At 65.0% G+C, this 25,779-nt stretch carries 17 protein-coding genes; 13 read left to right on the top strand and 4 right to left on the bottom strand.

Going from position 1 to position 25,779, the window contains the following annotated elements:
* Positions 1-5: 5 nt before the first annotated feature.
* Entirely contained in the window at positions 6-1,205 is a 1,200-nt protein-coding gene (locus JQ616_RS05180; RefSeq protein WP_212012713.1) for an ABC transporter substrate-binding protein, read from the top strand.
* A 159-nt stretch (positions 1,206-1,364) separates the two neighbouring features.
* On the opposite strand, the gene JQ616_RS05175 is transcribed toward JQ616_RS05180, so the two are convergent.
* On the bottom strand, positions 1,365-2,129 hold the full coding sequence (locus tag JQ616_RS05175; protein WP_212012712.1) for a transglutaminase-like cysteine peptidase: 765 nt from the start codon (positions 2,127-2,129) through the stop codon (positions 1,365-1,367).
* A 593-nt stretch (positions 2,130-2,722) separates the two neighbouring features.
* Here JQ616_RS05175 and JQ616_RS05170 point away from each other — a divergent pair.
* The gene (locus tag JQ616_RS05170; RefSeq protein ID WP_212012711.1) at positions 2,723-6,895 is read left to right on the top strand and encodes a VCBS domain-containing protein; all 4,173 of its coding nucleotides are present in this window, start codon (positions 2,723-2,725) and stop codon (positions 6,893-6,895) included.
* Between the two features lie 208 nt (positions 6,896-7,103).
* Positions 7,104-9,338, top strand: coding sequence for a CHASE2 domain-containing protein (locus tag JQ616_RS05165; RefSeq protein ID WP_212012710.1), 2,235 nt, complete (start codon positions 7,104-7,106; stop codon positions 9,336-9,338).
* A 183-nt stretch (positions 9,339-9,521) separates the two neighbouring features.
* Here the strand turns inward: JQ616_RS05165 and JQ616_RS05160 are convergent, their stop codons facing one another.
* Positions 9,522-11,129 (bottom strand): ABC transporter substrate-binding protein, encoded by a 1,608-nt coding sequence (locus JQ616_RS05160; protein ID WP_212012709.1) that lies wholly within the window; start codon positions 11,127-11,129, stop codon positions 9,522-9,524.
* A 244-nt stretch (positions 11,130-11,373) separates the two neighbouring features.
* Between JQ616_RS05160 and JQ616_RS05155 the strand changes: the two genes are divergently transcribed.
* From JQ616_RS05155 to JQ616_RS05125, 7 genes are all read left to right on the top strand, one after another.
* Entirely contained in the window at positions 11,374-12,993 is a 1,620-nt protein-coding gene (locus JQ616_RS05155; RefSeq protein WP_249136518.1) for an ABC transporter substrate-binding protein, read from the top strand.
* Positions 12,994-13,192: 199 nt separating this feature from the next.
* Positions 13,193-14,146 carry an ABC transporter permease gene (locus JQ616_RS05150; RefSeq protein WP_212012706.1) on the top strand — a complete coding sequence of 318 codons (954 nt, stop codon included), beginning with the start codon at positions 13,193-13,195 and terminating at the stop codon, positions 14,144-14,146.
* A gap of 65 nt (positions 14,147-14,211) precedes the next feature.
* The gene (locus tag JQ616_RS05145) at positions 14,212-15,099 is read left to right on the top strand and encodes an ABC transporter permease (RefSeq protein WP_212012704.1); all 888 of its coding nucleotides are present in this window, start codon (positions 14,212-14,214) and stop codon (positions 15,097-15,099) included.
* 4 nt (positions 15,100-15,103) lie between these two features.
* Positions 15,104-16,177, top strand: coding sequence for an ABC transporter ATP-binding protein (locus JQ616_RS05140; RefSeq protein ID WP_212012703.1), 1,074 nt, complete (start codon positions 15,104-15,106; stop codon positions 16,175-16,177).
* On the top strand, positions 16,174-16,371 hold the full coding sequence (locus JQ616_RS05135; RefSeq protein WP_212012702.1) for a hypothetical protein: 198 nt from the start codon (positions 16,174-16,176) through the stop codon (positions 16,369-16,371). The genes JQ616_RS05140 and JQ616_RS05135 overlap by 4 nt, the downstream gene beginning before the upstream one ends.
* Positions 16,368-17,780 carry an amidase gene (locus tag JQ616_RS05130; RefSeq protein WP_212012701.1) on the top strand — a complete coding sequence of 471 codons (1,413 nt, stop codon included), beginning with the start codon at positions 16,368-16,370 and terminating at the stop codon, positions 17,778-17,780. Before JQ616_RS05135 ends, JQ616_RS05130 begins: the two co-directional genes overlap by 4 nt.
* Positions 17,777-18,754, top strand: coding sequence for an ABC transporter ATP-binding protein (locus JQ616_RS05125; RefSeq protein WP_212012700.1), 978 nt, complete (start codon positions 17,777-17,779; stop codon positions 18,752-18,754). The genes JQ616_RS05130 and JQ616_RS05125 overlap by 4 nt, the downstream gene beginning before the upstream one ends.
* On the opposite strand, the gene JQ616_RS05120 is transcribed toward JQ616_RS05125, so the two are convergent.
* On the bottom strand, positions 18,751-19,659 hold the full coding sequence (locus JQ616_RS05120) for a LysR substrate-binding domain-containing protein (protein WP_212012699.1): 909 nt from the start codon (positions 19,657-19,659) through the stop codon (positions 18,751-18,753). The two genes, JQ616_RS05125 and JQ616_RS05120, sit on opposite strands and share 4 nt — an antisense overlap.
* Positions 19,660-19,768: 109 nt before the next feature.
* Between JQ616_RS05120 and JQ616_RS05115 the strand changes: the two genes are divergently transcribed.
* The 3 genes from JQ616_RS05115 (at position 19,769) to JQ616_RS05105 (ending at position 23,783) form a co-directional block, all read left to right on the top strand.
* Positions 19,769-20,563, top strand: coding sequence for an acyl-CoA thioesterase domain-containing protein (locus JQ616_RS05115; protein ID WP_212012698.1), 795 nt, complete (start codon positions 19,769-19,771; stop codon positions 20,561-20,563).
* Positions 20,564-20,712: 149 nt separating this feature from the next.
* Positions 20,713-22,464 (top strand): type I secretion system permease/ATPase, encoded by a 1,752-nt coding sequence (locus tag JQ616_RS05110; RefSeq protein ID WP_212012697.1) that lies wholly within the window; start codon positions 20,713-20,715, stop codon positions 22,462-22,464.
* 8 nt (positions 22,465-22,472) lie between these two features.
* Positions 22,473-23,783, top strand: coding sequence for an HlyD family type I secretion periplasmic adaptor subunit (locus JQ616_RS05105; protein WP_212012696.1), 1,311 nt, complete (start codon positions 22,473-22,475; stop codon positions 23,781-23,783).
* 150 nt (positions 23,784-23,933) lie between these two features.
* Here the strand turns inward: JQ616_RS05105 and JQ616_RS05100 are convergent, their stop codons facing one another.
* The gene (locus JQ616_RS05100) at positions 23,934-25,745 is read right to left on the bottom strand and encodes a reverse transcriptase family protein (RefSeq protein WP_212012694.1); all 1,812 of its coding nucleotides are present in this window, start codon (positions 25,743-25,745) and stop codon (positions 23,934-23,936) included.
* Between the last annotated feature and the right edge of the window lie 34 nt (positions 25,746-25,779).

Genomic DNA, 25,779 nt, shown 5'->3' with positions numbered 1-25,779 from the left:
CTGCAATGTCGAAATCGCTGAAGGCGCTGGGCCTTGCGGTGAGCGCGCTGGCGCTGACCTGTCTGCCGGCCGCAGCCCAGACCAAGGTCACCAATGAAGGCATCTCGCCGACCGAGATCGTGATCGGAACGCATCAGGACTTGTCCGGCCCGATCAAGGTCTGGGGCGTCCCGGTGTCGAACGGCATGAAGATGGCGGTTGAGGAAATCAACGCCAGTGGCGGCATCAACGGCCGCAAGATCAAGATGATCCTGGAGGACAACGGCTACGATCCGAAGAAGGCCGTGCTGGCCTCGCAGAAGATGGTCGAGCGCGACAAGGTGTTCGCGATGATCGGCCCAATGGGCTCGCCGACCGTGCTTGCCGCGCAGGACATCCTGTTCGACGCCGGCGTGCTGCAGCTGTTTCCGCTGACCGCCGCCGAATTCACCTTCAAGTTCGATCCCGCCAAGCCGCAGGAGCGGCTCAAGTTCAACAACCTGTTGCCCTATGTCGAGAGCACGCGTGCCGCGCTCAAATACATGATGGACTGGAAGAACTTCAAGAAGCCCTGCATCATGCATCAGGACGACGAGTACGGCAAAAACGTGCTTGACGGCTTCACCCAGCAGCTCGCTGCAATGAAGGTGCAGCCGGCCTCGATCACGAGCTACAAGCGCGGCGCCTCCGATTTCTCGGCGCAGGTCGCCAAGATGAAGTCCGACGGCTGCGACCTCGTCGTGCTGGGCACCGTGATCCGCGAGACCATCGGCGCGATGAATGAGGCCAAGAAGCTCGGCTGGGACGTCACTTTCCTCGGCGCCACCCCGACCAACGTGCTCGAAGTGCCGGCGCTCGGCAAGGACGCCGTCGAAGGGCTCTACGCAGCCTCAGGCTTCGAGATTCCCTATGAGGACACCGCCAAGGGCAAGGTGAAGGATTGGCTGGTCAACTACAAGAAGATGTTCAACTCCGAAGCCAACACGCAGGCGATCATCGGCTACAACGCGGTGATGACCTTCGCCTTCTACGCCCAGAAGGCGGGCAAGGATCTCACCGGCCAGAAGATGCTGGATGCGCTGGAGTCAGGCGACAAGTTCCTCGACATCTTCAACTCGCCGCCGACCAAGTTCTCCAAGACCGATCATCTCGCCAACACCATCACCCAGGTGCAGCAGGTCAAGGGCGGCCGCTGGGTTCTGGTGAAGGACAATTTGATGTTCTGAGCGTTCGACGGACGACTTAGCTCCCGTCATTGCGAGGAGCAAAGCGACGAAGCAATCCATCCCCCGCGGAAGATGGATTGCTTCGCGGAGCCTGTCATCCGGCGGCGCTGCGCGCCGACCGGGTGGCTCGCAATGACGGAACGTGTTTGAAGGCTCGGTTCAATTCACCCGCCCCGCCGGCCGCTCCGCCGGCCGCCACGCGGCCTCGGTGACCAGCGGTGCATCGACGTAGCGGCTGACGCCGGTCTGGTCGATCACGAAGGTCGGCCGGAAACTCCTGATATCGCTGTCCTCGATCATCGCCATGCGGCGATTGTCGAGCATCAGCCAGTGGCCGTCGAGCCGGGCCGCGACCACGGCATGGTCCTCGCCGCCGAGCAGGTCATGCATGACGACGATCCGCAGATCTTCTGGTGCGACGCCGGCCCTGGCGAGCGCCACGAATTTCGCGATCGCGTAGTCTTCGCAATCGCCGCTGCCGCGGGCGAAGGTGGCAAGCGGCGTGGCCCAGACGTCGGGCTCGCCATAAGTCGCGAGATCGCTGCCTGGGCGGATCGCGAGGTTGATGGCGCGGTTGATCTCGCCGAGCCGGGCGCGGCCATTGCGCGCCCGTCCGGCATCGACGATCGCCAGGAACCGCAGCGCCTCCGGCGATGCGCAGCCGATGCGGTCGCTCTCGCAGGCTGCCAGTTGCACCAATTCGCCGGCGAGCTGGCGCTGCACGCCGAGCCATTTGTCGTGCAGGCCGCCTGCGGCAAGCAGGCTGGTCGACAGGCCGAACGGTTCGGTTGATTTCCTGAGCACCGATGCCGGGCCGGGCGAAAGCAGCGAGGCGGCATTGAGCTCGGCAATTGGCGCAGCCAAGGCCAGGCCAATGCCCAGCGTCACGGCGCGCAGTGCGAATGAGCGAAGCGACATTCCCATGTGACACCCCCTGTCCGCTCATCGGCGGGTGGACACTACACCGCACACGCGACCAGATCGTTTCATGCGTGAGCATGGCCAACGATCCCTTCGAATCGACTTAAGATGTGGGGAATCCGGACAGCAGGCTGAAGGGGGCCTGCCCGGGGTCCCGAAAACTTTACCGGTTTGTGAAACGAACCGGCGAACCTTTTTCCACTGCGAAACGCCTCATGTTTGCCTTCTGGTTAACCCAGCCAGTCCGGGCACAGGATTGCTGCGATTTGTAAGCCAAGTCACAGCTTTGGCCGGAAAAATCGGGTGAAATGCCCTCTCGGGGCTGTGGGGAAATAAAGGCAAGTAAAGAAATGCCGGTGAATACCACGAATACGTGGCTCAGTACGCATCTTGGCCAAAATACCATCTCATGGTACCGTCAGGTAGATTCGAACTACATCTCTGTAGTGAGCGTGAGCCAAGTCACACCTGCTCAAACCGCGCGGCCAGAGCACCTTGCGAAAGCAAAGGATGGTTTCGCCAAGCTTTATCCGATGATATGCAGGCGTAATCATTCGGATATTTTACCAATATTAACCCTCGTGCGGTGATCCGCAGTGAACTTTGTTGGGAAATTCGACGGCCATTCGCCGAGCGTGGACGCTTATGTCCGCGGATCGGTACACGTCGACAGCGTTTCCACGCATGCGCCGCCCGGCGCAATCACCGTCGACGACGGGCAATTGCTGTTCACCGGCGACTTCAAGCGGACCGGGCTCGACCTCGTCATCTCGAAGGACGATCGGGAACTCGTCCTGCACGACTACTTCAAGGGCGAGAAACGCGCAGCCCTGGCATCGCCTGAAGGCGCGCATCTCACCGGCGACCTCGTCAACGCGCTCACCGGCTACACCCAATATGCCCAGGCCGGCGGTGCTGCGGAGCCGGCCAAGGTCATCGGCCACGTCACCAAGCTGACGGGCAGCGCCACCGCCGTCCGTAACGGCGTTGCGATCGTCCTCAACCAGGGCGACAACGTCAACAAGGGTGACGTGGTGCAGTCCGGCAGCGACTCGACGCTCGGCATCACCTTCGTCGACGGCACCGTGTTCGGTCTCGGGCCGAACGCCAAGATGGTGCTGAACGAGATGATCTACGACCCGAACGGGTCGAGCAATTCGTCGCTGATGAGCCTCGTCTCGGGCACCATCTCGTTCGTTGCCGGCGCGACCGCCAAGCATGGCGACATGAAGGTCGATACGCCGGTCGCCACCATGGGCATTCGCGGCACCGCCGTGCTGGTCGAAATTGATTTCGACGTGCAGGGCTCGGGTGGCGTGCCGCCCGCCAAATTCCAGGTGCTTGTCGAGCCTGACGGCACCACCGGCTCCTACATCCTGTTCGACAAGACGACGCTCAATCCGATCGCAACCGTCGATCAGGCCGGCACCCAGACGATCGTGAACGGCCAGGGCAGCGTCAGCTTCGTCTCGTCGGCGCAGCTGTCGACCGATGCGCAGAAGCTGATCTCGGACGTCTTCGCGCTGAAGTTTACCGACAACAACAATCCCAACACCAAGCTCACGACGAACTTCACGGACAGCGTCGTCCCGGTCACGACCAGCCTCAAATTCGCGACCGGCGACGTGATCCTGCCGACCAGCTTCCTGCTGGCCTTGACCGGCAATGCCGGACCACAGGCCCCTTCAGCCAAGCCCGACCACGCTCCCGGTGCGCCGCATGTCGTGACGCAGAACGGGACGTTCACCGAACTGGCCGGGCAGACCCATAGCGACCAGCTCGACACGGCGACCGGCCAGATCACATGGGTCGACGTCAATCTCGGCGACAAGCCGACTGCCGTGGTCAATTTCAGCGCGTTCAGCTATCGCGACGCCAGCGGCAACGACGTCACCTCGTCGTTGACGGCGGCGCAACTGGCGGCGATCCAGGCGGTCGAGATTCCGTTGCAGCTCGACCCCAATCCGCAGAACACCAACATCGGCTCGGCGACCTGGACCTACAGCCTTGCCGACGGCGCCTTCGACTTCCTGGCCGCCGGCGAAACCCTGACGCTGACCTATCTGGTGCGCGTCGACAACAACTACGCGCCGAGCAACGAGACCGCCTTCAAGACCATCACCATCACGATCACCGGCACCAACGATACGCCGGTGGTGACGTCCTCGGCGCAGGTCGCCTCGATCACCGAGCTGCCATGGACGACGAACTCCGCCGCGCCTGACACCGCGCACGGCACGCTGACCTTCACCGATGCTGACCTGACCGACACGCACACGGTCACCATCGCCGGCGTCACCGAAGCCGGCGTCACCACGGGCCTTGCCAACCAAGCCACCGTGCTGAGCTGGCTGTCGCTGGGCGCGCTGACCGATTCGACCGATGGCGTCACGGGATCGCGCGCCTGGACGTTCTCGGCTGCCGACAAGAGTTTCGACTATCTCGCCGCGGGCGAGACGTTGACGCTGACCTATACGATCGAGATCGACGATCATCATGGCGGCGTCGTCACGCTTCCGGTCACCATCACGATCGTCGGCACCGACGACAGGCCGGTGATCACGTCGCCGACCCAGGCAGCCGCGATCACCGAGGCCGAGGGGGTGACCGGTTCGCAGAAGCCGGATACCGCGTCCGGGACCGTGACCTTCACCGATGTCGATCTCAGCGACACCCATAGCGTCACCGTGGCCAGCGTCACCGAAACCGGCGTGACCACGGGGCTGCCCGATCAGGCCACGATCCTGAGCTGGCTGTCGCTCGGCACGCTGGCGGATTCGACCGGCGGCGTCACCGGATCCAGCCACTGGACGTTCTCGGCCGCCGACGCGAATTTCGATTATCTCGCGGCCGGCGAGAAGCTGACGCTGACCTACCTGATCCAGGTCGACGACCATCATGGTGGCCTCGTCACCCAGCCCGTCACGATCACGATCACGGGCACCAACGACGTCCCGACCTTCACGTCGGAGCCGCCGACCGCGACGGTTGCTGAGCAACCCGACACGACGGGTTCACCCAAGCCGGACATGGCGGTCGGCGTGGTGGCATTTGCCGATGTCGATCTCAGCGATACCCACACCGTATCCATCACCGGCGTGAGCGAATCCGGAACGACCACGGGCCTGCCCGAGGACGAGTCGACAGTCCTGAACTGGCTCTCGCTGGGGACGCTGACCGATTCGACCGGCCATGTGACGGGATCGCAGGCCTGGACCTTCTCGGCCGCTGACAAGAGTTTCGATTATCTCGCGGCCGGCGAGACGCTGACGCTGACCTACACGATCCAGGTCGACGATCACCATGGTGGCGTGATCAGCGAACCGGTGACCATCACGGTTGTCGGCAGCAACGACACGCCGGTCGTCACCTCCGAAGCACAGGCGGCCACCATTCCCGAGCAGCCCGACACGACCGGGTCATCCAAGCCGGATACGGCATCGGGTGCCGTGACGTTCACCGATGCGGATCTCAGCGACACCCACACGCTGAGCATTACCGGTGTGGCCGAAACCGGCGCGACCGCGGGCCTGCCCGAGGATGAGTCCACCATCCTGAACTGGCTGTCGTTGGGCACGTTGACGGACGCGACCGGCGGGGTGACCGGATCGTCCACCTGGACGTTCTCGGCCGCCGACCAGAACTTCGACTACCTCGCCGTTGGCGAGACGCTGACGCTGACCTACACGATCCAGATCGACGATCATCATGGCGGCATCATCACCACGCCGGTGACGATCACGATCACCGGTGCCAACGACGTGCCGACGCTGGCCGACGTCAATGCCGGCACGCTGACCGATACCACGGCCTACGATACGTTCAGCCCGCTCACCGGCACGCTCCACGGCCACGACGTCGACGACGGTGAGACCGCGACGCTGAGCTATGCCGCTCTCAATTCGGACCATGTCGCGGTCAATTCGGCGATCACCGGCCTCTACGGCTCGCTCACGGTCAATGCGGACGGCACCTACAGCTATGTTCCCAATGATGCCGCGATCAACGCGTTGGCCAAGGGGACCTATGCCGACACGTTCACCGTCGAGACGATCGATGCGCATGGTGCCACCGGCTCTGCGACGCTGACAGTCGATGTCGTCGGCGCCAATGACGCGCCCGTGATTCATACCGATAACGTCAGCATCACGGAGAATCCCAACGGGACCGAAACCTTCTCCGGCCTGACCGTGACGGACGTCGATGCGGGCGCCAACGAGGCCTTCTCCATGGCGGCGGCGACAACTCCCGGTGTTGGCAGCAGCGTCGAGCCGCCGGCGCTGCTCGGCAACCTCACAAGTATCAACACGGCGCTCGGGGCGCCGGGCCTCACCTATAATCCCGGCGCGACGCCTCCAGCGACCGACAAGATCGCGCTCACCGTGACCGATGGCAATGGTGCGAGCGATACGGTCAACCTGATCTTCGACGTCCAGCAGAATCCAAGCGGGCCGGTGACGTTAGCGAGCACCAGTGGCAAGGACGTGCTGTTCGGAACCGCAGGCCACCAGGACCAGTTCGTGTTCGCGGCGAACTTCAACCACGACATGATCATGAACTTCAAGGTTGGCGTCGACCAGATCGACCTTTCGGCGATCCAGTCGACCGGCGGTATCGATCCCGATACCTGGATCAGCGAGCACGTTGCCCAATCGCCAACGAATCCGGCGGATACGCTGATCACCGTCGATAGCGCAGACACCATTACGCTTCGCAACGTGATGTCCGCCTCGCTCACCCACAATGATTTCCTGCTTCACGTGACGTGATCGACGGACCGCCGTGCCGCCACCAAGGCATGATCCGGAAAAGTGCGAAACGGCTTTCCGGAAAGATCATGCTTAAACAACGAGCTAAAGCGCGATGACGATCCATCCTCATCTCGCCGCGCGTCAGCGGCGCGGTTGGCCGGGCGGATTGTGCACCGCGCATGCTTGCTCGATTGGAACAACCCTCCGCGCGTGATATCCAGACGGCATGAAACGGCTGAAGGCGATACGAAGGTGGTTCGGACGGCGCTTCGGTTATGCGCGGCTGGCCTGCGTGGCGCTGCTGATCGGCATCGCCGCCCTGCGAGTCGTTGATCCGGCGCCGGTGCAGGAGCTTCGGGTCAGGACGTTCGACACATTCCAGGTGATCGAGCCCCGCCAGAAGGCCGCGCGGCCCGTCACCATCGTCGATATCGACGAGAAGAGCCTCGCCGATCCCCGGCTCGGGCAATGGCCCTGGCCGCGAACGCGGCTCGCCGACATCGTCGTCAATCTCACCCGGCTCGGTGCCGTGGTGATCGCGTTCGACGCGGTGTTCTCCGAGCCGGACCGTCTCAACCCGGATATCGCGGCCGATACGTTCAGCAATCTCGACGAGGAGATGCGTGCCAGGCTGCGGCAGCTGCCCAGCAACGACAGCATCTTTGCCGAGGCGATCAAGAACTCGCGCGTGGTGCTCGGCGAGTCCGGCGGGCCCAATGTGCGCGCCGACCTCAACGAAAAGCTGCCGGTGACCGGGCTTGCGATGCTCGGCGAGGAGCCGCAGCGCTTCATGTTCCAGTTTCCGGGACTGTTGCGCAACGTGCCGGTGCTCGAGGAGGCCGCGGCCGGGCGAGGCCTGTTCACGATCAGGCCGGAACGCGACGGCATCGTCAGGCGGGTGCCGATGATGATGGTCGCGCAGGGCATCACCATGCCGTCGCTGACATTCGAAATGCTGCGGGTGGCGAGCGGCTCCGGCACCATCCTGATCAAGGCCGACAAGGGCGGCATCCAGAGTCTCGGCATCAAGGGCTTTGCGATTCCGACCGACCTCCACGGCCAGCTCTGGATCCACTACGCCCGCCGTGACCCCTCGATCTATGTCTCGGCCGTCGATGTGCTGGATGGCCGGGTGCCGCCGGACCGGATCGCCGGCAAGCTGATCCTGATCGGCACCTCCTCGGTCGGGTTGAACGACATCAAGACCACACCGGTGACGCCGGCCATGCCCGGGGTCGAGGTTCATGCCCAGGTGCTGGAGAGTGCGCTCACCGGCGATGTGGTTTCGCAGCCGAATTACGGTATCGGTATCGAGTTCTTCGCTGCGATGATCATGGGGCTGCTGGTCATCGCCTTCGCGCCGAAGTTCGGGCCGATCACGCTGGTCGTGGTCGGCGGCATGTTCGCCTCGGTGCTGACCGGCACGTCCTGGTATTTCTACTCCCAGCACCGGCTCCTGATCGATTTCACCTATCCGCTGATGTCGACCACGGCGATCTACCTGACGCTGATCTTCTCCGCCTTCGTGCGCGAGCAGCAGCAGCGCCGGCAGATCAGGTCGCAATTCGTGCAGTATATGTCGCCGGCGCTGGTCGAGCAGCTGGCGCAATCGCCGGAGCGGCTCGTGCTCGGCGGCGAGGAGCGCGAGATGACCATCATGTTCTCGGACATGCGCGGGTTCACCTCGATCTCGGAAACCTACAAGAGCGATCCGCAGGGCCTCACGGCGCTGATGAACCGTTTCCTGACGCCGCTGTCGAACGCGATCCTGGCCCGCAAGGGCACCATCGACAAATATATGGGCGACGCCATCATGGCGTTCTGGAACGCGCCACTCGACGACAAGCAGCATCAGCTCAACGCCTGCGACGCGGCGCTCGATATGCTGGAGCGTGTCGGAGACCTCAACCGCGCGCGCGAGCAGGAGGCCAAGGACGGCGGCCATATCTATGTGCCGCTCAATATCGGCGTCGGTCTCAACACCGGCACCTGTGTGGTCGGTAATATGGGCTCCGACGTGCGCTTCGACTATTCGGTGTTCGGCGACAGCGTCAATTTGGCGTCGCGGCTGGAGGGGCAGTCCAAAGAATACGGTTTCCCGATCATCGTGGGATCGAAGACCGCGCTCGCGGTGAAGGAGAAGTTTGCGATCCTCGAGCTCGACTTCATCATGGTCAAGGGCAAGAAGGAGCCCGAGGTGATCTACGCGATTGCCGGCCGCGAGGACGTGGCGAATTCCGGCCGCTTCCAGCGGCTGCGCAACCTGACCATCGAGATGCTTGCCTGCTACCGCGGCCGTGACTGGGACGGCGCGCTGGCCGCAATCGATCGCGGCCGCAAGACCGACGACGCCCGCGCGCTGCAGTCGCTCTACAATCTCTACGAGGCGCGCATCCGCAATTTCGAGAAGCAGCCGCCGCCGGCCGACTGGAACGGCGCGTTCGCGTTGACGACGAAATAGGCGGCACAACTCAGGTGTCGTCCCGGCCTAGTGCGCAATTGCGCACGGGAGCCGGGACCCATACGCGGCGGCGGTGGCAATAGGCAAACGGCCAGACGACTTTTTAACAACACCCATTCGTGGTTATGGGTCCCGGCCTTCGCCGGGACGACGATGGAGAGATTCGGACAACAGCCGAGAGAACTACTCCACCCCGATCTGCGTCAGATCCTGGAACCAGTGCTGCGCCTGCACGAAGGTCTTCACCTTCGGCGACAGCGCGTGCGGATTGGTGTCGTGCACCACCCACACCAGCGCGGCATCGTCGACGATCAGCGCGTGCGCCTGCGCCAGCAGTGCATCCTGCTTGGCGGTGTCGAAGGTCTGCTTGGCCTCGTCGATCAGCGCATCGACCTTCGGATTCTTGTAGCCGCCCCAGTTGACGCCGGTCGGCGCCACCTGGCCGGAATGGAAGAACCGCACGATGGCGTAGAGCGGATCCGAGGTGACGTAGGCGATGTTGTTGGCGGTGATGCCGGCGTTCATCTCGTCGGCCGCGCCCTTGCGCCAGTGCGCGTATAACGTCTCGAGCTCGACCACCTTGAAGTCGACATCGATGCCGATCTCCTTGAAGCTCTGCTGCAGGAACTCGTTCATCGGCAGCGACAGCATCTGCCCGGTGCCGCCCTGGGCGATGATGAAGGTCGTCTTCAGCGGCTTGTCCTTTGAATAGCCGGCTTCCTCCACCAGCTTCTTGGCGGCCGCGAGGTCGTACTTCAGTTCGAAGGTCGGCTTGCCGAACCATGGGCTCGACGGGTCGACCTGACCCTTGGCCGGCTTGGCGAGGCCGTTCATCAGGCCGACCACCGCATCGCGGTCGATCGCGAGGTTGAGCGCCTTGCGCAGGCGGATATCGGTCCAGGGCGAGCCGGGCAGCACGCTCAAATGATAATTCCAGACATGCGGCGTCACGTTGTCGACGATCCGCATGCCGGCGGCCTTGAGTTGCGGCACGGCGTCGGGCGCCGGCGTTTCGATCAGGTCGACCTGGCCGGCGAGCAGGGCATTGGTGCGGGTCAGCGCTTCCGGCATCGGGATCAGGATCAGCTTGTCGACCTTCGCAAGCCGCTTTTTGTCCCAGTAGTCCGGGTTCTTCGTCAGCTCGGCGAGCTCGCGCGGCACGAGCTTGGTCAGCTTGAACGGGCCGGTGCCCGAAGGCTGGCTCGCGAACTTGTCCCAGTCCTTGCCGAGCTTTTCATATTGCGCGGGGCTCGAGACCAGGAACCAGAGCATCTGGTAGGGGAAGAAGGAATCGACCGTCTTGGTGGTGATCTCGACGGTGAAATCGTCGACCTTGGCGTAGCTCGCAACCGAGGGCAGGCGGGTCTTGACCTGGGCGCTCTGCCGCTTGTCGAATTGCGGCGCCTTGTCGTTCAGCACCTTGTCGAGATTCCAGATCACGGCATCGGCATTGAAGTCGCTGCCGTCGTGGAATTTGACACCCTTGCGCAGCGTGAAGCGCCATTTGGTCTTGTCGGCGTCGTCGACCTTCCACTCGGTCGCAAGTCCGGGCACCAGTTTGCCCGGCCGGTCGGCAACGTCCATCTCCCAGGCCACCAGCGGATCGTAGATCGTGTAGGCCGTGAATTGATAGGCGCCGGCGCCGCGATCCGGCTGGCCGGTCGTCAGCGGAATGTCGGCCATCGAAATGCCGTAGCGCACAATGGACTCCGCCCGCGCGGACAAGGCCGGCCAGCCCGCGGTCAGGGCAAGCGCCATTGCCGCCATCAGGATCGAATTGCGCGCACGCATATTGAAGGCTCCGTTGGTGGGAAGTCGGAGCCAAAACTTGCAAGCCTGATGCCAGAATAGGCACTCTTGCCCCGTCTTAGCCTAAGGTGGGAAGAATTGACGCGCCCGGCGGGTATTTGCTGAAGAACTATTCCCCTTGGCACAGGCATTGCATACGCTTGCCCAAGAAATAATCACCAAAACGTCACCAGACTTCGAAGGGGTTGCTGAGATGCGTAACAAGACGACCAACGCGACGGCATTCATGCTGGCGCTCGCGATGGCTGCCGGCGTGCCGGCGATCGCCGGCGCCGAGACCGTGCTGCGCATTGGCATGACGGCTGCCGATATTCCGCGCACGCTCGGTCAGCCCGACCAGGGTTTTGAGGGCAATCGCTTCACCGGTCTGACGATGTATGATGCGCTGACGATGTGGGACCTGTCGTCGTCGGACAAGGCGAGCACGGTGATCCCGGGCCTCGCCACCGAGTGGAAGGTCGACGACGCCGACAAGACCAAGTGGATCTTCAAGCTGCGTCCAGGCGTCAGCTTTCACGACGGCTCGCCGTTCAACGCCGACGCCGTGGTCTGGAATGTCGACAAGGTTCTGAAGCAGGACGCGCCGCAATTCGATCCGAGTCAGGTCGGTGTCACCGCCTCGCGCATGCCGACCTTGGTCTCGGCGCGCAAGATCGACGACATGACGGTGGAGCTGACCACCAAGGAGCCGGATAGCTTCCTGCCGATCAACCTCACCAATCTGTTCATGGCGAGCCCGGCGAAGTGGCAGAAATTCTACGACAAGGCTGAAGGCGCCGACGCCAAGGCGAAGTCGCAGGCGGCATGGGCTGCGTTCGCCAAGGACGCGTCCGGCACCGGTCCCTGGAAGATGTCGAGCTTCACCCCGCGCGAGCGGCTCGAGCTGGTGAAGAACGAGAACTACTGGGACAAGGCGAGGGTGCCGAAGACCGACAAGATGGTGCTGCTGCCGATGCCGGAGGCCAACGCCCGCACCGCAGCGCTGCTGTCCGGGCAGGTCAACTGGATCGAAGCGCCGGCGCCCGATGCGTTGCCCGAGATCAAGCAGCGTGGCTTCAATCTCTATTCCAACGAGGAGCCGCATGTCTGGCCCTGGCAGTTCTCCCGCGTCGAGGGCTCGCCGTGGAACGACATCCGCGTCCGCAAGGCCGCCAATCTCTGCGTCGATCGCGAAGGGCTGCGTGACGGCCTGCTCGCGGGTCTGATGGTGCCGGCGACCGGTACCTTTGAGCCCGGCCATCCCTGGCGCGGTAACCCGACCTTCCAGATCAAATACGACAAGCCGGCCGCGCAGAAGCTGATGCAGGAGGCGGGCTACGGTCCGAACAAGAAGCTGACGGTCAAGGTCCAGACCTCGGCGTCGGGCTCTGGCCAGATGCTGCCGCTGCCGATGAACGAGTATCTGCAGCAGGCCTTGGCCGAGTGCTATTTCGATGTGCAGCTCGATGTCATCGAGTGGAATACGCTGTTCACCAACTGGCGCCGCGGCGCCAAGGATCCGTCGGCCAACGGATCGAACGCGACCAACGTCACCTATGCGGCGATGGATCCGTTCTTCGCGCTGGTGCGCTTCCTGCAATCGGGCATGGCGCCGCCGGTCTCGAACAATTGGGGCTTCATCAACAATCCGAAGTTCGACGAGCTGGTGAAGAAGGCCCGCCAGACCTTCGATCCCGCGGCGCGCGACGCCGCGCTCGCCGAGCTGCACGCCGCTTCGGTCGATGACGCGGCGTTCCTCTACGTCGCGCACGACGTCGCACCGCGTGCGATGAGCCCGAAGGTCAAGGGCTTCGTGCAGCCGAAGAGCTGGTTCGTCGACTTCTCGCCGGTGTCGGTTGTGCCGTGAGGCCGGCCGCGTAACTCGTGCACCCTCTCCCCTTGTGGGAGAGGGTGGCTTCGCTGGAAGCGGAGCCGGGTGAGGGGTTGTCTCCGCGGACGCTCCTTTCTCGATCTGAAATGACTGTATCCGCGGATTGAACCCCTCATCCGGCGCGCTACGCGCGCCACCTTCTCCCAAAAAGGGGAGAAGGAAGAGAGAACGCAACGTGCTCGCCTATACGTCCAGACGAATCGTCTACGTCATTCCGATCGTGCTCAGCGTTGCGCTGGTGTGCTTCCTGCTGGTGCACATCACGCCCGGCGATCCCCTGGTCGCGGTGCTGCCGGCCGATGCCTCGCAGGAGCTCGCCGCGCAATTGCGCTCGGCCTACGGCTTCGATCGCCCGCTGCCGGTGCAATTCGGCCTGTGGCTGTGGCGCGCGATCCATGGCGATCTCGGCAATTCGATCGCAACCGGGCGTCCGGTCCTGAGCGAGGTGATGCGCGCGGTCGGCAACACCGTGATGCTGGCGATCGCAGCCGCGATGATCGGCTTCACGCTCGGCCTGCTGTTCGGCCTGATCGCCGGCTATTTCCGCGATACTTGGGTCGACAAGGTCGCGACCTCCTTTGCCATCGCCGGGGTCTCGCTGCCGCATTACTGGCTCGGCATGGTGCTGGTCATCATCTTCTCGGTGCAGCTCAACTGGCTGCCCGCGGTCGGCGCGGGTCCCGGCGGCTCCAGTGCCTGGGCGTGGGATTGGGAGCATCTGCGCTATCTCGTACTGCCCGCGATCACCACTTCGGTGATTCCGATGGGTATCGTCACCCGCACGGTCCGCGCGCTGACCGGCGACATCCTGAGCCAGGATTTCGTCGAGGCGCTGCGCGCCAAGGGGCTGCGCGAAACCGAGGTGTTCCGTCACGTCATCAAGAACGCGGCGCCGACCGCGCTCGCGGTGATGGGACTTCAGCTTGGTTATATGCTCGGCGGCTCGATCCTGATCGAGACGGTGTTCTCCTGGCCCGGATCGGGGTTGTTGCTGAACTCCGCGATCTTCCAGCGCGATCTGCCGCTGCTGCAGGGCACGATCCTGGTGCTGGCGCTGTTCTTCGTGCTGCTCAACCTCCTGGTCGACATCGCGCAGGCCGCGATCGATCCGCGTATCAAGCGGAGTTAGAGCATGATCCGGAAAAGTGGAGACCGGTTTTCCGCGGAGATCATGCTCCAACATAGAGCCTTCCCATGAGTGCGATGTCAGACACTGCATTGCAGGCCGCGCCAGCGAGCAAGGCCCGCGGCTATTGGGCAACGGTCGGCCGCCGTATCCGGCGCGACAAGGTCAGCATGGCCTGCGCCATCATTCTGGTGCTGATCTTCGCCTCGGCGCTGCTGGCACCGTGGCTACATCTTGCCGATCCGTACCAGGGCTCGATGATCCGTCGCCTCCGCCATGTCGGTACGCCGGGATTCCCGCTCGGCACCGACGAGCTCGGGCGCGACATGCTGGCGCGGCTGATCTATGGCGGACGGCTGTCGCTGGTGATCGGCATCCTGCCGGTGATCCTGGCCTTCGTGATCGGCACCTCGCTCGGCCTCGTCGCCGGCTATGTCGGCGGCAAGCTCAACACCGCGATCATGCGTACCGTCGACGTGTTCTATGCCTTCCCGTCGGTGCTGCTGGCGATCGCGATCTCGGGTGCGCTCGGCGCCGGCATCACCAACTCGATCGTGTCGCTGACCATCGTGTTCGTGCCGCAGATCACCCGCGTCGCCGAAAGCGTCACCACCGGCGTTCGTAACATGGATTTCGTCGAGGCGGCGCGGGCGTCCGGCGCCGGTCCCTTCACCGTCATGCGCGTGCACATGCTCGGCAATGTGCTCGGCCCGATCTTCGTCTATGCCACGGGCCTGATCTCGGTGTCGATGATCCTCGCCGCCGGTCTCTCGTTCCTCGGGCTGGGTACAAAACCGCCGGAGCCGGAATGGGGCTTGATGCTGAACACGCTGCGCACCGCGATCTACGTCAATCCTTGGGTCGCGGCGCTGCCGGGCGCGATGATCTTCGCGGTCTCGATCTGCTTCAATCTGTTCAGTGACGGCATGCGCAGCGCCATGGATATCAGGAACTAGTGCGATGACCGAAGCCAAACTCTCGGCCGACATGCTGGAGCCGGTCGCCGATATCGGCGGTGCCGCGCAGCCGCTGCTGCAGGTCACGGGCCTGACCAAGCATTTCCCGGTGCGTGGCGGGCTGTTCAGCCCGCGCAAGACCGTGCGTGCCGTCGACGATGTCACGTTCGCGGTCATGAAGGGCGAGACCGTCGGCATCGTCGGTGAATCCGGTTGCGGCAAGTCGACCACCGCGCGGCTATTGATGCATCTGATGACGCGCGATGCCGGTGACATCATCTACGACGGAAGGCAGGTCGGCCCGGCGCTCTCGCTGCGCGACTTGCGGCGCGGCGTGCAGATGGTGTTCCAGGACAGCTACGCCTCGCTCAATCCGCGCCTCACCATCGAGGAATCGATCGCCTTCGGACCGAAGGTCCACGGCATGGCCGACGACACGGCGCGGACGCTGGCGCGCGAGCTGCTCGGCAAGGTAGGCCTGCGGCCCGAGATTTTCGCCAACCGCTATCCGCATGAGGTGTCCGGCGGCCAGCGCCAGCGCGTCAATATCGCCCGTGCGCTCGCGCTGTCGCCGCGGCTCGTGATCCTCGACGAGGCGGTGTCCGCGCTCGACAAATCGGTCGAGGCACAGGTGCTCAATCTGCTCGCCGACCTCAAGCGCGAATTCGGCCTGACCTACCTATTCATCAGCCACGATCTCAACGTCGTGCGCTATATCTCCGACCGCGTGCTGGTGATGTATCTCGGCGAGGTCGTCGAGCTCGGCCCCGTCGATGCGGTGTGGGACGCGCCGGCGCATCCCTATACCCGCGCGCTGCTGGCGGCGATGCCGTCGTCCGATCCCGACAAGCGCACCGAGGTGCCGCCGATCTCGGGCGATCCACCCAATCCGATCGATCCGCCGTCGGGCTGCCGGTTTCACACCCGTTGTCCGTTTGCGGAGCCGCTCTGCGCAAACGTCACGCCAAAACTCAGCGATCTCGATACAATGGGCCATCAAGCGGCGTGCTACATGGCCATTCCTGGCTCGGGGCACAGCCGCGCGCCGGCAAAAGCAAAAGGAGAAAACGCGGCATGACAAGACCCACTCCAAAGGACGTCAAGGTGATCGCGCAGGTCGCCGATGTGCCCGCCGACGACGAGGTCGCAACCCGTATTGCCAATTCGATCGGACCGGCCTTCGACGGCTTCGCACCGATCTCCGGCACGCTGCCATTCGATCTCGAACCCGCGAGTTTCCTGCTGGCCCAGATCGCAAAGGTGTCGAAATGAGCTCTGATCCGGCCCTGATGACGCTGACTGCGGTCGCCAAGGCGATTGCCGACAAGAAAGTTTCCTCGCATGAGGTGACCCGCGCCGTGCTGCATCGCATCGCAGAATGGCAACCGCGCCTCAATGCCTATATGGCGATCGAATCCGAACAGGCGCTGGCCGCCGCGAGCGAGGCTGACGCTGCGCTCGCCAAGGGTGGAAGCCGCGGTCCATTGCACGGCGTGCCGCTGGCGCACAAGGATATGTATTACGAGGCCGGCAGGGTCGTGACCTGTGGCTCGCTGATCCGCCGTGACTTCGTGCCGAAGACGACGTCGACGGCGTTGCAGCGGCTGAAGGACGCAGGGCAGATCCGGCTCGGCTCGTTGCAGATGGTCGAGTTCGCCTATGGGCCGACCGGCCACAACGTGCATTACGGTCCGGTGCGAAATCCCTGGAACACCGAGCACATCACCGGCGGCTCGTCGTCGGGCTCGGGCTCGGCGGTCGCCGCGCGGCTCACTTTTGCCGCGCTCGGCTCCGACACCGGCGGCTCGATCCGCATGCCGGCGCATTTCTGCGGCGTCACCGGCCTGAAGACGACGGTCGGCCGCGTCAGCCGTGCCGGCGCGATGCCGTTGTCGCAGTCGCTCGACACGGTGGGCCCGTTGGCGCAGACTGCGGAGGATTGCGCGCTGCTGCTTGGCCTGATGGCCGGCGCCGACCCCGAGGATCTCACCGCGTCGGCGCAGCCGGTGCCGGACTACATGGCCGCGACCAAACAGTCGCTGAAGGGAATGAAGATCGGCGTGCCGACTGCGTTCTATGTCGACGATCTCGATCCTGAAGTCGCGCGCATCCTCGATGAGACGTTGGCCACCTTGAAGAAGGAGGGCGCCGAGATCGTCAAGGTCGAGCTGCCCGATCAGCGCCAGCTCTCCTCGGCGTCGCAACTGGTGCTCGCGGTCGAGGCCGCCGCCTTCCACAAGCGCTGGATGATCGAGCGGCCGCAGGATTACGGCGCGCAGGTCTTGATGCGGTTGCAGAACGGCCTGACCATTCCGGCCGTGACCTATCTGGAAGCGATGCGCTGGCGTGGCCCGGCGCTCGCTGCGCACAATGCAGCGGTCAATGGCGTCGATGCCGTCATCGCGCCGTCGTCGCCGGTGCCGGCGCCGACGATTGCCGAGAGCGATGTCGGCAACGGTCCAGGCGCCGACGCGGTACTGCAGCGGCTGACGCGGTTCACCCGTCCGGTGAACTATCTCGGCCTGCCGTCGCTCTCGATTCCCTCAGGCTTCACCAAAGCGGGCCTGCCAGTCGGCATGCAGCTGATCGGCCGCTCCTTCGAGGAAGCTGCACTGCTTCGAATCGGCGCGGCGTTCCAGCGCGCGACCGATTTCCACGCCAGGGTACCCAAGCTCGCATGACCAACCTCGTCGAGATCAACAACCTCAGCATCCGCTTCACCGGCGATCGCACGGTCCATGCCGTGAACGATCTCAGCCTGTCGCTCGGCGAGGGTGAAGTGTTGGGGCTGCTCGGCGAGTCCGGCTCCGGCAAGAGCGTGACCTTGCGGGCGCTGATGCGGCTGTTGCCGCGGAAGCGCACGCAGATATCCGGCAGCGTCAAGGTGCTGGGCCAGGAGGTGCTGGCGATGGATGACGAGGCGCTGTCCGCATTCCGCGGCCAGACCGTCTCGATGATCTTCCAGGAGCCGGCGCTGGCGCTCGATCCGGTCTACACCATCGGCCGCCAGATTGCGGAGACGGTAATGCGCCACGAGGGCAAGAGCGAGCGCGACGCCACGGCGCGCGCGCTCGAGATGCTCGAGGTGGTGCGGATCCCCTCCGCCAAGCGGCGGCTGGAGTCCTATCCGCACGAGATGTCGGGCGGCATGCGCCAGCGCGCGATGATCGCGCTGGCGTTGGCCTGCAAGCCGAAGATCCTGCTCGCGGACGAACCGACCACCGCGCTCGATGCCACCGTGCAGATCCAGATCCTGCTGCTGCTGCGCGAGTTGCAGCGCGAATTCGGCATGTCGGTCATCTTCGTCACCCACGACATCGGCGTCGCGATCGAGATCTGCGACCGCGTCGCGGTGATGTATGCCGGCCAGGTCGTGGAGCAGGGCGCGCTGCGGGATATCGTGCGCACACCGGTGCACCCTTACGCGAAGGGTTTGCTGGCCTCGACCATTCACGGCGCGATGCGCGGCCAGCGGCTGGAGACCATCCCGGGCACGCCGCCGTCGCTCGACCACACGCCGGCGAGCTGCTCCTTTGCCCCGCGCTGCAAGTTCGCCGAGCCGCGCTGCAGTGAAAGTCTGCCGCCGAATGTGCAGGTCGCGCCCAGCCATCAGGCGCGCTGTGTCCTGGCAGAGCCCGTGCCCGCCACGATCTAGCTCGCGCGCGCCACCGCGTCGGCGATCCAGCGCCGTACCGCTGATATCCGGCGGTCGCGGGCCTGCTCGGTGCGGGAGACCAGATAGATCGTCTCGCTGTGCGCCGGCTCGAACGAAAACGGCGCCACCAGCTTCTTGCCGAAGCCCGGCCGCGCCTTGATCAGGGGCGCCATGGCGAGCGCCACGCCGAGCCCGTGCTCGGCTGCCTCCAACATCGCCGGCACGCTGTCGAGCCACAGATGCCCGCGCGGCGCCAGATGCGGCAGCCCGGCCTCCTTCAGCCAGGCCGGCCAGGCCCGCGGCTGTGTCGTGACATGGATCAGCACCTCGCGCGACAGGTCCGCCGGGGTCCGCAGCCCCGCCTTGACCAGCGCCGACGTGCAGACCGGCAATCCCTTGACCTTGACCAGCGGCTCGACCTTCAGTCCGGCGGCATGTTCCCGCCCGTAGCGGATCGCGACATCGACGCGTGAGCCGTTGAAGTCGGCATATTGATGTGTGGCCTCGATCCGCAGCGTCAGTTGCGGATGGCGCCGCTTGAACTCCGGCAGCGCCGGCAGCAGCACGGCGCTGGTGAAGAACGGCAGTGAGCTGATCCAGAGTTCGTCGCTGGTCTCGCCGCGTTGCCGCATCATCTCGCGGCTCGCTTCCTGCAGCGTCGCCAGCGCCGCCGACACCTTTGCGAGGTAGCGCTCGCCGTCGTCGGTCAGTCGCACCGAGCGCGCGCCGCGGACGAACAGCTTGGTGCCGAACTGCTGCTCCAACCCGCGGATCTGGTGGCTGATCGCGGACGGGCTCAGCGACAGGTCGCGGGCGGCGCGCCGGAAGCTGAGCTGCGTCGCCGCGCGCTCGAAGGCGAGCAGCGCCGTCAGCGGCGGGATTGCCCGCGGATCGGGGGCATCCAATGGGTGAATCCCGCTCACCTCAGGTGATGAATGGCCTTTTGTCATAGACGTTATTCTTGGATCAAATTGCCCGAACGCTCAATCCTGCTCATCCCTGGGACTGCCCGCCTTGGCCATCTTCGAACCGACAGCCACGCCTCATCACTGGAAACCCGCGGCGCTGGCGGCGGGGCCGTTCGCCGGCCTGCAAGGCGGCGCGGTCGCAAGCCTGCTGACCGGCGAAATCGAGGCTATGGCCGGCACGCGCAACTGGGGCACCGCGATCGCGGCTTCAGCCTGGTTCCTGCGGCCGACGCCGATGGCGGAATTGCGCACGCAAATCTCCGTCGTGACCGAAGGTGGCCGGGTCAGCGTCGTCGACAACACGCTCTGGCCGGCGGGCGAGGAGCAGCCCAGTGCGACGGTGCGGGTGACGCTGTCGCGCGAACGCGCGGTCGAGGTCCCGGGCCTTCACGAAGCAGTAGCCGAGCCTGCGGATCCCACGGTGTTTCCGCTGCGCAGCCCGCACGCCGTCCATGGCCGCAGCTGGTTCATGGACGCGATGGAAGCCCGCGCCGGCGGCGATGTCGCCTGGTTTCGGATGCATCACAGCGTGATCGGGGACGCCGGCCCGCTGGCGCGGGTGCTCGGTCCGGCCGACTGGACCCACGGCATCGCGCGCCCGGTGCAGAACGTGGTGGCCGACCCCAATCCGAACCTCGCGGTGCAGTTGTTCAGGCCGCCGCGGGGCGCCTGGATCGGCGTTCGCGCCGAGGCGCGCTGGCGGGCGAAGGCCGGGCTTGGCGTCGGCAGCGGGGTATTGCTCGATGTCGACGGGGAGATCGGCCGGGTCTCGATGTCGGTCATTCTCGTGCCCTTCCCGAGAAGCGCACCTGCACCGGCGCCGGGTTCCGCGACCGGTTAACCCTAATTATTCCGTCAACTGTCTGTAGGATCACAAAAATAGGACGCGAACCGTGCTCTGGTCGGCGCGACTTGAAATGGACGATGATCGCAAACGTCTGTACAACGTAGTGATCACGTAACTCTTTTATTTTGCAGAGATCAGTTTCTATGGCAGCCGCGCCCGCTGTCCGGCGTTCCGAACTGGCTGAGGCGCTGCGCGCATGCCGCAGCGCCTTCATCGGCGTCGGCCTTATCAGTTGCATGATCAACCTGCTGTACCTGACAGGTTCGATGTTCATGCTGCAGGTCTACGACCGGGTGCTGCCGAGCCGCAGCGTTCCGACCCTGGTCGGCCTCGTGGTCATTGCCGCCGTCCTCTACATGGCGCAGGGCGTGCTGGATCTGCTGCGCGGACGGATCCTCGGCCGCGTCGGCACCTCGCTCGACGAGGCGCTCAATGCGCGGGTGTTCGACACCATCGTGCGGCTGCCGCTGATGGCCGGCAATCGCAGCGAGGGCCTGCAGCCGCTGCGCGACCTCGACAATGTGCGCTCGTTCCTCGGCAGCATGGGCCCCGGCGCGTTCTTCGATCTGCCCTGGCTGCCGTTCTACATGCTGATCTGCTTCGCGTTCCATTGGCTGCTCGGCGTCACGGCGCTGATCGGCGCCGTCATCCTGGTGACGCTGACGCTGATCACCGAATACATGTCGCGCCGGCCGGCCAAGGAAGCGATGTCGCTTGCGGCGCGCCGCAACGATCTCGCCGCGTCCAGCCGCCGCAACGCCGAAGTGCTGGTGGCGATGGGCATGGCCGGGCGCATGAACAAGCGCTGGAACGAGGCCAACGAGGAATATCTGTCTGGCAACCAGCATGCAAGCGACGTCACCGGCGGGCTCGGTGCGGTCGCCAAGGTGCTGCGCATGATGCTGCAATCCGCCGTGCTCGCGGTCGGTGCATGGCTCGTGATCCACCAGGAGGCCACCGGCGGCATCATCATCGCCGGTTCGATCCTCAGCGCGCGGGCGCTGGCGCCGGTCGATCTCGCGATCGCGCATTGGAAGAGCTTCGTCGCGGCGCGGCAAAGCTGGCAGCGCCTCAACCGCCTGCTGCAGCAGATTCCAGCACGGCCTCAGCAGACCTTGCTGCAGGCGCCGGAGAAGAAGCTCACGGTCGAGGCCGTGACCATGGTCGCGCCGGGCGACCAGCGCGTCATCGTGCAGGACGTCAGCTTCACGGTCGAAGCCGGCAGCGGCGTCGGCGTGATCGGCCCGAGCGGTTCGGGCAAGTCGTCGCTGATCCGGGCGCTGGTCGGGGTCTGGGTGCCGGCGCGCGGCAAAGTGCGGCTCGACGGCGCCGCGCTCGATCAGTGGTCGTCGGACGAGCTCGGGCGCCATATCGGCTATCTGCCGCAGGACGTCGAATTGTTCGCCGGCACCGTCGCGCAGAATATCTGCCGGTTCGATCCCGAGGCCAAGTCCGACGGCATCATCGCGGCCGCCAAGGAAGCCGGGGTGCACGAGATGATCATCAAGATGCGCGAGGGTTACGACACCCAGGTCGGCGAGCAGGGCACGGCGCTCTCGGCCGGCCAGGCGCAGCGCGTCGCGCTGGCGCGCGCGCTCTACGGCAATCCGTTCCTGATCGTGCTGGATGAGCCGAACTCCAACCTCGACAGCGAGGGCGACGAGGCGCTGACCCGCGCAGTGCGTGGCGCTCGTGAGCGTGGCGCCATCGTGATCGTGGTCGCGCACCGGCCGATCGGGATCGAGGGCGTCGACCAGCTGCTGGTGCTGAAGGACGGTCGGATGCAGACTTTCGGCCCGAAGGAGACCGTGCTGGCGCAGGTGCTGCAACGCGTCGCGCCGCCGGTGCCGACGCCGATCAAGATCGTTGCCGATGCGGGGGTGGCCAAGCCATGAGCGACCGCATGACCGATCAACCGCGCAATGCACATGCCTCGATCAGAAGGCACCTCGTCGTCGGCCTCGTCGTGATTCTTGTTCTCGGCGGCGGCGTCGGCGGCTGGGCTGCGACGGTGCCGATCTCCGGTGCGCTGATCGCACCGGGCTCGGTGGTGGTCGAATCCAACGTCAAGAAGGTGCAGCATCCGACCGGTGGCGTGGTCGGTGAGGTGCGAGTGCGCGACGGCGACGTGGTCAAGGCTGGCGATATCGTGGTGCGGCTCGACGAGACCGTCGTGAAGGCGAGCCTTGCGATCGTGGTCAAGACGCTCAACGGTCTCTACGCGCGCGCGGCGCGGCTCGAGGCCGAGCAGCAGGGCCGTGACAAGGTCGCGTTTCCGCCGCAGCTGATGGAGCAGGCCAACGATCCCGACGTCCGCGATATCATGTCGAGCGAAACCAAGCTGTTCGAGGTGCGCGTCAACGGCCGCACCGGCCAGAAGGCGCAGCTGCGCGAGCGCGTCACCCAGCTCAACGAGGAAATCTCCGGCCTGCAGGCGCAGGAGACCGCCAAGGACAAGGAGATCGCACTGGTGCAGCAGGAGCTGGTCGGCGTCCGCCAGCTCTATGAGCAGCATCTGGTGCAGCTCACCCGCCTGACCACGCTCGAGCGTGACGCGGCGCGGCTCTCCGGTGAGCGCGCGCAGTACATCGCCTCTCGTGCCCAGGCCAAGGGCAAGATCACCGAGACCGAGCTGCAGATCATCCAGGTCGACAAGGACATGCTCTCCGAGGTCTCGAAGGATTTGCGCGAGACCAACGACAAGATCGGCGAGTTCGTCGAGCGCAAGGTCACCGCCGAAGACCAGCTTCGCCGCGTCGATATCCGTGCGCCGCAGGACGGCGTGGTGCTGCAATCGACGGTGCACACCGTCGGCGGCGTCATCACCGCGGGCGATGCGATCATGATGATCGTGCCGAAGGCCGACGACCTGTCGGTCGAGGCCAAGGTCAATCCGCAGGACATCGACAAGTTGCAGGTCGGACAGAAGACTGTGCTGCGGCTCTCCGCCTTCAACCAGCGCACCACGCCCGAGCTGAACGGCGTCGTCACCCGCGTCTCCGCCGACGTCAATACCGATCAACGCACCGGGCAGAGCTACTACACCATCCGCGTCTCGATGCCGCCGGAAGAGGTCGCGCGGCTCGGCAGCGAGGTGAAGATCATCCCGGGCATGCCGGTGGAAGCCTTCGTCCAGACCGGCGACCGCACCATGCTGTCGTATCTGATGAAGCCGATGAGCGACCAGTTCATGCGCTCGTTCCGCGAGAAGTGAGGACGCGCGAAAGACATCTTGCCGTGTCCGGTCAGGACACGGCATTTGTGTATCCGGCCAACCGGGGCATCGATCGCGGTTTCGATGCATTCCAACAGCCCGCTGAACGCTCGGGTGTCGTCCTGACGCCCGATGAGACAATGCGCTGGCTTACCGCTTCCACCATCGCCTGAAGTAAAGATACAGCACCGCGCCGGCGATCGCAGGCCCGCCAGGGAGCGCCAGCAAGGCGAGCGCCATCAGGATCACCAGTGCCGTGACGAACCACGGTGGCCTCTTCCGGGCTGGTGCTGTCGCGGCAGCCGACGACGGGCCGGTTTCGCGTGTTACGCTCGTCGGCGGTGGCGGAACATGCGGCATGCGCGACGGGTTGGGCGCCGCGGTGCGCGCTTGCGCGGCCTGCTTCTTTTCGTCCTGGCGCGCCAGCGCGACCAGCACCGGGTCCGGGGGCGGCGGCGGCCGCTGCGCGGGATTCCATTGTCGGCCGGGCGGCGTCTGGCCGGCGGCGGCAGCCTTGCGGAATGCGGCGCGGCTCGGCTGCCGCGCGGAGCGGGCGGGCGCATATCGGGCGGCGAGGCGCTGTGCTCGCTGCAGTAACGGCGCGCCGCCCTCCGGATCGACCATGACGGCGAAATGGCCGAAGCCGAGCAGCGACCGGATCACGTCCTTGCCGGGGCCGAAGTGCCTGCCTGCCGGCCCGTGGCGTTCGACCTGCTGCAGCACGGCGCGGCAACGGCGCAGCAGGTCGCGCGGCACGGCCACGGCCTCGTTCACGGTGAGGCCGGTGACCTCCTGGCGCGTCGAGCGACGCATCACGCGCGTCTTGTCGGGATGGACCATGAACCCTTCGGCCTCGACGATGCCGTGCACGGCCTTGAGCAAGGTGCCGATCTTTTTCATCGCTTCGCCCGAGCCGGAGAAGGTGAGATCGTCGGCGTAGCGGCTGTAGACGAAGCCAAGTGTGCGCGCGAGCCCGATGAGGCGCCGGTCGAGCTTGCGGCAGATCAGATTGGTGATCGCCGGGCTCGTCGGCGCGCCCTGCGGCAGCAGCCGCGGTCCGTCCGCGATGAAGTAGCGCTCGCCGTCGAGCGTCATCTCATCGACCATCGGCTCGGTGCACAACAGCGCCAGCGGGATCGCGACCGCCTCCGCGTAGCCCAGCGCCTCGAACAGGCCCTTGACGCGCGCATAGGTCAGGGTCGGGAAGAAATCCTTGAGGTCGAGATTGATCACCACGTCGCGGCCGACATGATTGCGCGCATTGCTCAGGATGGAGCGCTGCGGCGCAAAGCCGTGTGCCGCTTCATGCAGCGGCACATGCGCGAGGATATTGTCCAGCACCCAGTATTGCGCGCGTTTGAGGCGCGGCATCGGCGCTGAGATCAACCGCTCGCCGCCGCTCTTCTTGGGGATCGTGAAGCGCTGGTAGTGATTGACCGAGGAGACCTTTCTGTTGAAGGCCAGAAAGCGCAGCTCGCCAAGCGGCACGCCCATCGCGTCGGCCAGCGCCTTGGCATCGGCGAGCGGAGGCAACCCGCCGCGCAGCGGCGTGGTGGTCGTGCGGCTGTGAAGGCCCGGCGAGACGTCCTCGCCGAGGTAGAGCACGTCGCGCTTTCGCCGTTCGTGCCAGGCAAAAGCGCGGGCTTGTCGTGCCTCGGCGTTACGCCGCTTGGTCTCCTGCCGCCGCGCCATCGCTTCAGCCTTGCGGCGCTTGTGCATGTCCTTGAGCGCGCGTTCGGGATCGCCCAGTGCGGCATGCTGGCGCTGCAGCTCGGTGAGCTCACGCATCGCCTCGCCGCGGCCGCGGATCATTTCCGCGGCAGGCGCGGGTGCGGCTTCGCCATCAGGCCAGAAGCCAAGGCGGATCATCTCCTCGAGAATGACCTCGTCCTTCGACGACTGGCGGATGCGGTCGTAGAGTTCCTGGCGCGTCAGCGTGCCGGGAGAAACAGTCTCGGTCACGCGGCCGGTCCTCCGGTCAGGAGTGTGGCTGCTG

Origin of the sequence: Bradyrhizobium tropiciagri (genome assembly GCF_018130545.1) — a bacterium.
In the GTDB taxonomy this organism is placed as follows: Bacteria; Pseudomonadota; Alphaproteobacteria; order Rhizobiales; family Xanthobacteraceae; genus Bradyrhizobium; species Bradyrhizobium tropiciagri_A.
The sequence above is the reverse complement of the archived record's forward strand: the minus strand, read 5'-3'. Positions and strand labels throughout refer to the sequence as shown.

What these genes read in the sequence shown, in the direction of transcription:
- JQ616_RS05180 (WP_212012713.1), top strand. Translation starts at nt 6, where the DNA reads ATGTCGAAATCGCTGAAGGCGCTGGGCCTTGCGGTGAGCGCGCTGGCG.
- JQ616_RS05160 (WP_212012709.1), bottom strand. Translation starts at nt 11,129, where the DNA reads ATGCGTGCGCGCAATTCGATCCTGATGGCGGCAATGGCGCTTGCCCTG.
- JQ616_RS05110 (WP_212012697.1), top strand. Translation starts at nt 20,713, where the DNA reads ATGGCAGCCGCGCCCGCTGTCCGGCGTTCCGAACTGGCTGAGGCGCTG.
- JQ616_RS05145 (WP_212012704.1), top strand. Translation starts at nt 14,212, where the DNA reads ATGAGTGCGATGTCAGACACTGCATTGCAGGCCGCGCCAGCGAGCAAG.
- JQ616_RS05165 (WP_212012710.1), top strand. Translation starts at nt 7,104, where the DNA reads ATGAAACGGCTGAAGGCGATACGAAGGTGGTTCGGACGGCGCTTCGGT.
- JQ616_RS05130 (WP_212012701.1), top strand. Translation starts at nt 16,368, where the DNA reads ATGAGCTCTGATCCGGCCCTGATGACGCTGACTGCGGTCGCCAAGGCG.
- JQ616_RS05135 (WP_212012702.1), top strand. Translation starts at nt 16,174, where the DNA reads ATGACAAGACCCACTCCAAAGGACGTCAAGGTGATCGCGCAGGTCGCC.
- JQ616_RS05140 (WP_212012703.1), top strand. Translation starts at nt 15,104, where the DNA reads ATGACCGAAGCCAAACTCTCGGCCGACATGCTGGAGCCGGTCGCCGAT.
- JQ616_RS05175 (WP_212012712.1), bottom strand. Translation starts at nt 2,129, where the DNA reads ATGGGAATGTCGCTTCGCTCATTCGCACTGCGCGCCGTGACGCTGGGC.
- JQ616_RS05105 (WP_212012696.1), top strand. Translation starts at nt 22,473, where the DNA reads ATGACCGATCAACCGCGCAATGCACATGCCTCGATCAGAAGGCACCTC.
- JQ616_RS05155 (WP_249136518.1), top strand. Translation starts at nt 11,374, where the DNA reads ATGCTGGCGCTCGCGATGGCTGCCGGCGTGCCGGCGATCGCCGGCGCC.
- JQ616_RS05125 (WP_212012700.1), top strand. Translation starts at nt 17,777, where the DNA reads ATGACCAACCTCGTCGAGATCAACAACCTCAGCATCCGCTTCACCGGC.